Origin of the sequence: Microbacterium kyungheense (genome assembly GCF_006783905.1) — a bacterium.
Classification (GTDB): domain Bacteria; phylum Actinomycetota; class Actinomycetes; order Actinomycetales; family Microbacteriaceae; genus Microbacterium; species Microbacterium kyungheense.
Window position 1 is genome coordinate 164835 of the sequence record NZ_VFPE01000008.1, and the last position, 10899, is coordinate 175733.

Consider the following 10899-nt stretch of genomic DNA (forward strand, 5'->3'; position numbering starts at 1 on the left):
CCACCTGCCGTTCTCACACCCGCTTGGTGTCGCGGCGGAAGAAGAACACCGTGCCGGCGACGAAGATGCCGAGCCACAGGATGGCGTTGATGAGCGCCAGGGCGTCGAACGAGGAGCCGGTGAGGGGCTCGCGGGCGATCTCGCTGATGCCGTAGACCGGCGTGAACTTGGCGATGACCTGCATGAACTCGGGCATCGTCTCGACCGGGTAGAACAGGCCGCCGAGGAAGGCGAGCACCACGATGGCGAGGCTCGTGATCTGGGCGACGTTCTCGCTGCGCACCATGTAGCCGACCATGAGACCGAGGGTCGTGAAGACGGCGCCGGCGAGCAGCCAGGCGGCCAGGCCGGTCGAGATCCACTGGATCGGCGAGAGCTGGATGCCGGCGATCGCACCTGCGGCGAACGTGGCCACGATGGCGATCACGCCGAACAGCATGCCCGCGATCATCTTGATGAGCACGTTGACGAGCGGGTTGAGGGGCGTGAGGCGCAGCTGCCGGCTCCAGCCCTGCGCGCGCTCGACCGCGACCGCGGCGCCGGTCTGCGTGGCCGACATCATCGCGCCGTACATCGCCATCGACACCATGATGTACGCGGCCACCGAGGGGCCGCCGTCGGCGATGGGGGTGGCGGTGAGCTGCGTGTCGCGCAGCGGCAGGCCGATGATGACGAACATCACGATGGGGAAGGCGACGGTGAAGATCAGCGTGCGCCGGTTGCGCAGCTTGCGCTTGAGCTCGATGCCCAGATAGGTCAGGTTGAAGCCGCCGAACGGGGGGACGCGGCGATCCAGCTGCACGCGGTCGGTGGTCGCGGTGGTGGCGGTGGTCATGACTTGTCCCCTTCCGAGGTGAGGGCGAGGAAGACGCTCTCGAGGTTCTGGGCGGTGATCTCGAGGTCGCGCGCCGCGGTCTGCGTCAGCAGGTGCCGGGCGACGGCGTCGGAGTCCTTGGTGTGGATGGCGACGCGGTCGCCCTTGGTCTCGACGTCCTCGACGCCCGGGAGCGCGGCGATCGCGACGGGGTCGGCGCCGGGCAGGGTGGCGTGGACGATGCGTCCCGACACGAGGTTCTTGATCTCGGCGGTCGTGCCGTCGGCGACGATGCGCCCGCGGCTCATGAGCACGATGCGGTCCGCGTACTCGTCGGCCTCGTCGAGGTAGTGGGTGGCGAACAGCACCGTGCGGCCGCGGGCGGCGTCGGCGCGGATCGCGTTCCAGAACGAGCGGCGGCCCTCGACGTCCATGCCGGTGGTGGGCTCGTCGAGGATGAGCAGGCCCGGGTCGGACAGCAGCGCCATCGCGAAGCGCAGCCGCTGCTGCTGGCCGCCCGAGCACAGCCCGACGAGCCGGTCGCCGATCTCGCTGATGCCGGCGCGCTGCATGACCTCGGCGATGGGGCGCGTGTCGGCGAACAGGCTCGCGGTGAGGTCGAGCGACTCGCGGACCGTGATGTCTTTGAGCAGTCCGCCGGTCTGCAGCACGGCGCTCACGAGGCCGTGGGCGATGGCCGCGCGGGGCGACTCGCCGAACACCGTGACGGCGCCCGAGTCGGGCTGCGACAGCCCGAGCATCATGTCGATGGTCGTGGTCTTGCCGGCGCCGTTGGGGCCGAGGAACGCGACGATCTCGCCCGGGCGCACCTGCAGCGTCACCCCGTCGACGGCCGTCACGGCACCGAAGCCCTTGTGCAGGTCCGTCGCGTCGACGGCCCACTGCGGGGTCGCGCGCGGTGCGTTCCGCGTCGCCGTCGTGGTCTGTGTGATCTCCATGTCTCCATGGTCGCGGCGGGCCGGCCCCGGACCCTCACACGTGCGTCACGACGTCCCCGTGACATCCGTCATGGCTGGTGCCACCAGCCCCTGTCCCCGTTCCCCGTCTTCCCCCCGTCGCGATCATGTGCTCTCGCCGAGACGACATGTCGTGCGCGCACTTTGCGTGTGCGCTCGGCGAGAGCACATGATCGGGACAAGGGGATGCCGCCGCCGGGGCCGACGGGCGGCGCTGGCGGCGCGGGGCGGCCCGGGGCGGCGGCGCTGGCGCCGGGGCCGACCGGCGCCGCAGCGGCGCGGGCGGCCCAGGGCGGCGGCATCCACAGGCCCCGGCGTCAGGCGCTGTCGCGGATGTCGCGGGCGAAGCCCACGGCATGGTCGCGCAGGGCCGCGATGCGCCGGTCGCGCGCGGCCTTCACGTCGAACCCGAGGTACGCGGGCGGCACCGGACGGCGCACGTTGACCGAGCACTCGAAGTTCTCGCACAGCAGGGTGCCGACGGTGTCGCCGTTGCGGCCGGCCTTGCCGGCGCGCTTGGCGCTGAACAGCACCACTTCGTTGGGCAGCGTGACGTCCTCGCACCAGGAGCACTGCGCACGGGTGCGCGTGCGCTGCTCGGTCTGGCGCAGCAGGATGCCGACGGGGGTGTCGTCGACGGCCACCACCAGGAAGCCCGCGAGGGGCTGCTTGGGGTCGCGCCAGCCGAAGTAGTCGAGCTTGTCCCACTCGACGTGCGCGAGGTCGGGGACGATGAGCGAATTGCGCTCGCGGAGCGAGGCGTTGACGAAGGACGCGCGGATGTCCTTCTCGGTGAATGCGTGCATGATTCCTTGATTCACGAGGATCGCCGGATTCGGCGAACGATGGGATGCCGCAAGCCGACGGCTCGCGGATGATGCGGGCTGCGTCACCGCTGGTCGAGGACCGGGTGACGCGCACAGCTACATCCCCTCGGCGCGTCGAGCGCCGAGGACCCCCTTACGCCCGCGGGGCGTCGTGACCGAGTTCTGCACGCCCGACAGCATACGCCGATGCCCCTCCGCGGAGGCTGGATGCCGGCGCCGGCGGATCAGCCGCCGAACAGACCGCCCAGCAGCGCGCCGAAGACGCCCGCCTGCGAGAGGATCCAGAACAGGACGAACACGGCGATCACGACGATCGCGGGCCACGGCACCCGCTGGCGCAGCCGGCGGCCCTGCGGGGCGACCCCGGGCGGCGGCCGCAGCGACTGCGGGGGCGCGACGAACGGGACCGACTGAGCGGCGGCCGTGCTCGGGATGCCGGCGCCCGCGGTCTGCGGGATGCCTGCGACGACGGCATCCTGAACCGGCGAGCTGTGGGCGAGGCGATCGTCGCGCCAGCGCGCCCACTGCGCGAACTTGTCGAGCAGGGCGCCGACGACCGAGAACAGCCAGGCCCAGGTGGCCGGGTCGAGGGTGGAGAACTGGCGTCGCGAGTAGAGGAACAGCCAGTCGTCGACGATCTCGACGTCGAGGGCGGCCGCGTGGTCGATGAAGCGCGCCATGATGTCGGGCGTGAACAGGTACAACGCATCGGTCTCGTAGCCGGCAGGGCAGTACAGGTCGAAGTAGCGGTCGAAGTCGCCCTCGAGGCTCAGTCGCTGGTCCTTGTCGAACGACGCGGGCAGGTTGGATCCGAACAGCGAGTTGTTGCTCGTCGCGTCGAGCACGATGTTGGGCAGCGGCACGTCGAGCTTGACGGCGACGTAGCCCCAGTTGTGCGTCGTCTTGTTCTTGCCCGAGCCCGTCGTGTAGGCGTGGTTGCCGAACTCCACGAACCGCGGGCGCTCGCCGCGCACGAGGTCGGTGGCGTTGCGTGAACTGCCGAGCGAGAAGATCATCCCCGGCAGCCCCGGGTCGTCGAACCGGGGCACGTACGACATGCCGTTGGCGCGCGCGAACCGGTCGAGGCGGTACATGCGCTCCTCGCCGCTGCGCGCCAGGCGCACGCCGACCACGACGGCGACGGTCACGATCGCGCCGATGAACAGCACCGGCAGGAACGCGCCGACGATGCCGAACCCGGCTGCCTCGCCGCTCCCCGCCATCGCCGAGGCAATGGTCGCGAAGACCGCCGTGATCAGCGACACCGCGACGGTCCCGAATCCGAACAGCACGACGATCCCGACCACGACGAACACGATCACGGCAGCAGAGCCGCTCGGCAGGCGCCCGCTCCGCTTGAGCTCCTGGACGAAGGCGTGCGCCGCTCCGGGCGGCACGGGCTCGACGAGGGGCCGCGCGTCGAACGCGGGCGGGGCCGGGGCCGGGGACGTCATGCCGCCACGCTACCCGCGGTGCGGCATCCACCCGGCGTCCACGGGGTTCGCGGAAGGAGATGTTCCCGCCGATCAGCCCGCGGAAACGCATCCTCTCGCGGGTCTGGAGTGATCGGTTATCGATAGCATCGAGGACCGGCCCGCGCCGACGCGGGAACCGGCGAGGAGGACCCGCAGATGGACCATGACGTCAAGACCCGGCCCGAGGGGTACGAGCGGTTCGAGAGGCCGGTGCCGGACTGGTTCCGCGACGCCAAGCTCGGCATCTTCGTGCACTGGGGTGCGTACTCCGTGCCCGCGTGGGCCGAGCCGATCGGCGCACTGGGCACGATCGACGACACCCGGTGGTACCGCCACAACCCGTACGCCGAGTGGTACGCCAACACGATCCGCATCGAGGGGAGTCCTGCCGCCGAGCATCACCGGACGACCTACCGGGGACGCCCGTACGACGACTTCCTCGACGACTGGAAGGCCGAGGCGTTCGATGCCGACGCGCTCGTGGCGCTGTTCGCCGAGGCCGGCGCACGCTACGTCGTGCCGACCACCAAGCACCACGACGGCATCGCGCTGTGGGACGCCCCGCACACCGGCGGCCGCAACACCGTCGCCCGCGGCGCCCGGCGCGACCTCGTCGGCGAGTTCGCCGCCGCGACGCGTGCGGCGGGGCTGCGATTCGGCGCGTACTACTCCGGCGGGCTCGACTGGCACGCGGCCCCGGCCGCGCCGATCGAGTCCGACGAGCAGCTGGTCGTGCCCACGAGCGCGGAGTACGCCCAGTACGCGCACGACCACGTCGTGGACCTGATCGACCGGTATCGCCCCGACCTGCTGTGGGGCGACATCGGCTGGCCGACCGCCGGACACGCGCCGGGTCCGTTCAGCCTGGCCGACGTGTTCGACCGCTTCTACGCGGCGGCGCCCGACGGCGTCGTCAACGACCGCTGGGGCGGCGTGCACGCCGACTACCTCACGAGCGAGTACGAGGCCCATCGCTCCAGTGAGTCCGCCGAGGTGTGGGAGAACTGCCGCGGCATCGGGTACTCGTTCGGCTACAACCGCCTCGAAGGACCCGAGCACAACCTCGACGGACCCGCCGCCGTCCGGCTCTTCGTCGACGTCGTGTCGCGCGGGGGGAACCTGCTGCTGAACGTCGGGCCGACGGCATCCGGGACCCTCCCCGAGCCGCAGGCGGCGACCCTCCGCGCGCTCGGCGCGTGGAACGCCCGCCACGGCGACGCGGTGTTCGGCTCGCGACCGCTGGCCGGGGCGCTGGCCTCCGACGACCCGTGGGTGCGCTGGACGCGCACCGGTGCGCGCGCCAACGCGATCATCGACGCGAGCGGTCGGGTCGAGATCGCGGCTCCGGACGGGGTGGATGCCGCCACCGCCGTGACCGTCGACGGTGAGCCGGTGTGGGCCGAGCGCCGTGGCGGCGTGCTCGTCATCGACGTGCCTGCCGAGTCCGCGGGACCCGCCGTCGTTGGATTCGCCGCATCGTGAGCACAGATTGTTGATAACCGATTATCGATTAGTGTATGTTCGACCCGTCCCGATGATGTGCCCACGAGAGGATCGACGATGATCACCAGACGTACCCTCACTGCGATCGGCGCCGGAGCGGCCGCCGTGACGCTTCTTGCCGGCTGCTCCTCGGCCGCCCCGAGCGGGGGTGAGAGCAAGGACGAGAAGATCCAGCTGCGCGTTCTCGTCAACGTGACCCCGAACCTCACCGAGGACTGGTGGAACGAGCTGGTCGCCCCCTTCGAAGACGCCAACCCGAACATCGACGTCGTGATCGACAACCCCGGTCAGGAGGGTGTGAGCGCCGCGGTGCCGCGCCTGCTCGCCGCCGGCCAGGCGCCCGACATCGTGCAGTCGGTGGCGCCCTCGCCCGAGCTCGCAGAAGAGCTGGTCGACCTGTCGGACTACGACTGGGCCACCAGCGGCCCGCTCGCCGACCAGTACTCGATCGACGGCAAGTACTACATGGCGGGCGTCGGCGTGCAGCTGCAGAGCCTGTGGTTCTACAACAAGGACGCGTTCGCCGCCGCGGGCATCGACGAGGTCCCCACGACGGTCGACGAGCTGACCGACGATCTGGCCAAGCTGAAGGACGCCGGCTGGACGCCGATCCAGACCGGTGGCGACTGGATGTCGAGCCACGCGCTGCAGACGCTCGCGCTCCCCTCGGTCGTGGGCGACAACCCCGACTGGTACGCCGACATGAACTCCGGCAAGACCACGTTCACCAAGAGCTACGGCGACTACACCGACCTCTACGCCGACTGGATCGCCGACGGCTACACGAACGCCGACGCACTCGGCGTGAAGTACGTCGACGCCGAGCAGACGTTCCTCAGCGGCGGCGCCGCGCTGTACCCCATGGGCAGCTGGTTCGTCGGCAGCGAGGCGAAGGCGACCGACCCGGCCCCGATCGGCGTCTTCCGCGGCCCTGCGGTGGACGGCGTCGACGACCCCGCGATGGGCGCGAACATCGCGAGCCCGTACGTGATCATGAAGGAGTCCGAGCACGCGGACGCGGCGGCCAAGCTCGTGGAGTGGCTCGTCACCGACGAGGACGCCGTCATGAGCCAGCTGGAGGTCGACGGCAACTACCGCGACGGCTACGAGTACGACATGACCGACCTCGGCAAGGAGCTGCTGCAGATCGTGTCCGACACGCCCGCGTCGTCGTACACCCCGACCGGCGGCGGCTACGGCGAGAAGAAGCTGCCCGACGGCTACTCGGGCGAGATCAACACGCAGACGCAGGCGCTGCTGGGCGGAACGCCCGCCGCGGACGTCAACAGCTCGATGGACGCGTGGTTCGCCGCGAACATCCAGTGATGACCTGCCGCCGCGCCGGTGACGCATGAGCGCTGCCGAGCCGGCGCGGCGGCAACCTTCCGGGAACCCCGACACCCCCGGCATCCCTCGTTTCGATGACGACACGAAAGCAGACTCACATGGCCGATACCGTGGCCCGCCTCGCGGGCACCACGAGCTCCCGGGCGGCGGCGACCTCCCGCCGGCGCGGGCTCACCTCGTGGCAGGACCGCCTCTCCGGCGCGATCATGGCCGGCCCCGCCCTCATCGTGTTCATCGCGATGTTCCTCATCCCGATGCTGCTGGCCGTGGTGCTGAGCTTCACGGACTGGAACGGGTACAGCCTGCACTTCGACTTCATCGGGCTGGAGAACTACACCAAGGCGTTCAAGAACCCCCGCACGCTCGACGCCGCCGCCTTCACCGCCGTCATCGCGGTGGCCGGCACCATCCTGTGCAACGGCATCGGGCTCGGCGTGGCCGCCCTCATCGCGGGCAACACGCGCACCAACACCGTGATGCGCACGATCTTCTTCTACCCGTACATCATCAGCGCGCTGATCATCGGGTTCCTGTGGTCGGCGATCCTGTCGCCGCAGGGAGCGATCAACTCGCTGCTGACGCAGTTCGGGGTGAGTCCCCTCCCGTTCCTGACCGATGTGACCTTCGCCAAGGTGAGCGTCATCGCCACCATCGTGTGGTCGCACTTCGGCTTCAACATGATCCTGTACCTCGCCGGCATCAAGTCGGTGCCCGCCGAGTACTACGAGGCCGCCACGGTGGACGGTGCATCCCGCTGGCAGCAGTTCAAGAGCATCACGGTGCCGCTCATCGCGCCGGTCGTGACCGTGAACCTGGTGCTCACCCTCGTCGGCCTGCTCAAGGCGTACGACATCATCCTGGCCTTGACCGACGGCGGTCCCGCCGCCTCGACGCAGACGATCGTGTACCAGATCCTCCGTGACTCGTTCGCGCACGCGAACCTCGGGTTCGGCGCGGCGCAGTCGATCGTGCTGCTCGTCGTGACCGCGGTCATCGGCCTGGCCGTGACCTTCGCCCGTCGCGGCGCCGACCAGAAGGCGAGCGAATCATGACCATCTCGACCGAGACCACCGGCCCGAGCATCGCGGGCGAGGTCTACCTCGCCGATGTGCGACGCAAGCCGCGGCGCAGCGGTCGCCGCCGGGGCCCGGGCTCCGCCGCCGAGCGCACGCCGCTCGCGGTGTCGATCGTCAAGTGGGTGCTGCTGGGCGCCCTCGCGCTGATCATGCTCGTGCCGATGTACATCCTGCTCATCAGCGCGTTCAAGCCGCAGGCCGACATCGTGCTGCACCCGCTGCTGATCACGCCCGACATGTTCACGTTCGACTACCTGTGGAACGCGATCACGAGCGAGAAGTTCAACGTCGTGGGCGCCTACGGCATCACGCTGCTGTTCGTCGCGCTCGTCAACTTCTTCTGCATCGTGCTGTCGGCGCCGGTCGCGTATGTGATCGCCCGTGGTCGCACCCGCTGGCACGTGGCGCTGCTCGTGGTGTTCGTGTCGGGCCTGTTCATCCCCGGCCAGGTGACGCTCATCCCGGTGGTGTTCGTGCTGCGGGTGCTCGGGCTCATCAACACGATCCCCGGCTTCATCCTGTTCGAGACGGCCGCGACGCTGCCGGTCACGATCTTCCTGTTCGCCGCGTATCTGCGCACGGTCCCGCGCGACATCGACGAGGCCGCGGCGCTGGACGGCGCGAGCCGCATGCGCGCGTTCTGGTCGTGCATCTTCCCGATCATGCGTCCCGTGGTGGCGACGATCATCGTGCTCAACTCGATCGGCGTGTGGAACGACTTCGTCAGCCCGCAGATCATCCTGGGGCCGGGGTCCGGCGTGTACACGGTGACCACCGGCGTGTACGCGGCGGTCGGCGAGTACTCCACCGACTACACGGTGCTGTTCCCGACGCTGCTGCTGGCGATCGCGCCGGCCGTGATCTTCTTCATCATCATGCAGCGGCACATCATCGGCGGCCTGGCCGCCGGGGCGACGAAGGGCTGACGGATGCCGGAGCCCGTTCCCGCGCGCCCGCTGACGGCGATCCCCGCCTGGGCCGTTCTGCAGCGCCGTCTGTTCGCCGAGATCGAGGACGCCTGGCGCCTGTTCTCCGAGACCTTCACGCGCCCCGACGGCGGGCTGAGGTTCGACGCGGTCTTCGAGGACCGCGACGGCGTCGACGACCTGTACGAGCCGTTCTTCAACTGGCCGGCGTTCTACCTGCTCGGCGGCAGCGACGACGTGCTCACCGCGGCGAAGCGCCACTGGGAGGGCGTGACCGCGCAGCTCGCCGCTGCCGGCATGGTCACGGGCGAGTACGAGAACGGCTACGACTGGTTCCACCAGGGCGAGTCGCTCATCTTCTTCTACGCGCTGTGCGCGGCCGACCCCGCCGATCCCGCGTTCGCCGAGCGGGCGCGCCGGTTCGCGCAGCTGTATGTGGATGCCGCGCACGGCAACTACGACAGCATCCACAACATCATCACCGCGCCCCACAACGGCGCCCTCGGCCCGCGCCCCGGCCTCAGCGACGAGCCTGAGCCGTACTCGGCCGACCGCCGCGAGATGCGTCCGTACGGGCTGCCGCTGGATTACGTGCCCGGCGTGGACGAATGGGACGACCTGGCCGATCCCGCGCGCGCGACCGCGATGGGCGAGGCGATGCACCGCGCGGCCGCCGGAGACGTCGCCGTCAACCTCGCCGCCACGAGCCTCGTCGCCAACCGCTGGCTGTACGACGGCGACGAGGCGTCGGCGCAGTGGCTGCGCACCTACGTCGACGGCTGGCGGGCCCGCGCGGCCGAGAACGCCGGGCTCATCCCCGACAACGTGTCGCCTGACGGTGTCGTCGGCGGACTCCACGACGGACGCTGGCACGGCGGGCACTACGGCTGGACCTGGCCGCACGGTCTTCCTTCGGTGGGCATGGCCACCGTCATCGCCGGCATCAACGAGGCCTTCGTCACCGGTGACGACGCCGCGCTCGACATGGCGCGCGCCGTGCTCGACACCGTGCTCGACCACGCGATCGTGGCCCCCATCGCCGAGACCCCGTTCAGTCTGCGGGGCGGCTGGCTCGCGCGGTGGGGTGAGGATGCCGCCACCCCCGCACTCCTCGTGCCCCACCGGTTCGGGCGCCACGGCTGGTTCGACTACGGCCCGATGCCGCTCGAGCTGCCGCTGTGGCTGTGGTGGTGGTCGCGCCGCGACGACGACCTGGCCCGGCTGCGTCGAGCGATCGAGGGCCTGCCGGCCATGGCCGAGCGGGTCAAGCCGTTCCGCGACAAGGCCGAGGCGGGGCACGAGGCCCCGTGGCTGGCGTTCCTCGACGGCGAGCTGCCGGACTACCCCGAGCGCGCGCTCGAGATGGCGCTGGGTCAGGTCGCGCGTCGCGTCGCGCTGATGCAGGGCGCTCCGACGGATCCGGATGCCGCGCACCTGCACTTCTGGCAGCGCGTGAACCCGGTGGTCACCGAGGTGCTGAGCCAGCTGGTCTCGGGCACCCCGCAGGTGCTCTACAACGGCGGTCTGCCGTTCGCCGCCGTCGTGTACGAGGACGCCGACGCCTCCCGCCCGGGGCTGCCGCCCGACGTGGCCGCGCTCGTGTCGCGTCTGGACGGCGACGACCTCGACCTCGCCCTCGTCAACACCTCGACCACCCGCGCTCGCCGCGTGGTGGTGCGGGCTTCGCGGTTCGGCGAGCGGCGCATCGCGTCGGTCACCGCGCACACGTCCGCCGACGGCGTGTATCCGGGCCGCAGCACGGCGTACGCGTCCACGCCCGGGCATCCCGTGTCAGTGACGCGCGAGCTCGATGCCGGCGAAGACGCCGTGGTCGTCGAGCTGCCGCCCGCGCACCGCGCCGACCTGACCCTGCACACGGTGAACTCGGGCGTCACGCCGCGGCACCGGGGTGCGGCATCCACTCTTCCCCTGTCTGTCCGTCTCGAAGGAGCGC

At 70.4% G+C, this 10899-nt stretch carries 9 protein-coding genes; 5 read left to right on the forward strand and 4 right to left on the reverse strand.

Features of this window, described 5'->3' with window-relative positions; translation table 11 throughout:
* Positions 1–13 precede the first annotated feature (13 nt).
* The 4 genes from FB391_RS19110 to FB391_RS19125 form a co-directional block, all read right to left on the reverse strand.
* Positions 14–835, reverse strand: coding sequence for an ABC transporter permease (locus tag FB391_RS19110; RefSeq protein WP_141896795.1), 822 nt, complete (start codon positions 833–835; stop codon positions 14–16).
* Entirely contained in the window at positions 832–1773 is a 942-nt protein-coding gene (locus tag FB391_RS19115) for an ABC transporter ATP-binding protein (RefSeq protein ID WP_141896796.1), read from the reverse strand. The genes FB391_RS19110 and FB391_RS19115 overlap by 4 nt, the downstream gene beginning before the upstream one ends.
* A gap of 335 nt (positions 1774–2108) precedes the next feature.
* Positions 2109–2597, reverse strand: coding sequence for an FBP domain-containing protein (locus FB391_RS19120; protein ID WP_141896797.1), 489 nt, complete (start codon positions 2595–2597; stop codon positions 2109–2111).
* 245 nt (positions 2598–2842) lie between these two features.
* Positions 2843–4072 carry a hypothetical protein gene (locus tag FB391_RS19125; RefSeq protein ID WP_141896798.1) on the reverse strand — a complete coding sequence of 410 codons (1230 nt, stop codon included), beginning with the start codon at positions 4070–4072 and terminating at the stop codon, positions 2843–2845.
* A 177-nt stretch (positions 4073–4249) separates the two neighbouring features.
* Here FB391_RS19125 and FB391_RS19130 point away from each other — a divergent pair, with 177 nt between their 5' ends.
* From FB391_RS19130 to FB391_RS19150, 5 genes are all read left to right on the forward strand, one after another.
* Positions 4250–5575, forward strand: a complete 1326-nt coding sequence (locus tag FB391_RS19130) for an alpha-L-fucosidase (protein ID WP_141896799.1) — start codon at positions 4250–4252, stop codon at positions 5573–5575.
* Positions 5576–5653: 78 nt separating this feature from the next.
* Positions 5654–6922, forward strand: a complete 1269-nt coding sequence (locus FB391_RS19135) for an ABC transporter substrate-binding protein (RefSeq protein ID WP_141896800.1) — start codon at positions 5654–5656, stop codon at positions 6920–6922.
* A gap of 119 nt (positions 6923–7041) precedes the next feature.
* Positions 7042–7995, forward strand: a complete 954-nt coding sequence (locus FB391_RS19140; RefSeq protein ID WP_141896320.1) for a carbohydrate ABC transporter permease — start codon at positions 7042–7044, stop codon at positions 7993–7995.
* A complete protein-coding gene (locus FB391_RS19145) occupies positions 7992–8945 on the forward strand; it encodes a carbohydrate ABC transporter permease (RefSeq protein ID WP_141896319.1) in 954 nt (317 codons plus the stop codon). The genes FB391_RS19140 and FB391_RS19145 overlap by 4 nt, the downstream gene beginning before the upstream one ends.
* A 3-nt stretch (positions 8946–8948) precedes the next feature.
* Positions 8949–10899 (forward strand): DUF8034 domain-containing protein (locus FB391_RS19150; protein ID WP_141896801.1); only part of this gene is annotated, 1951 nt, incomplete at its 3' end.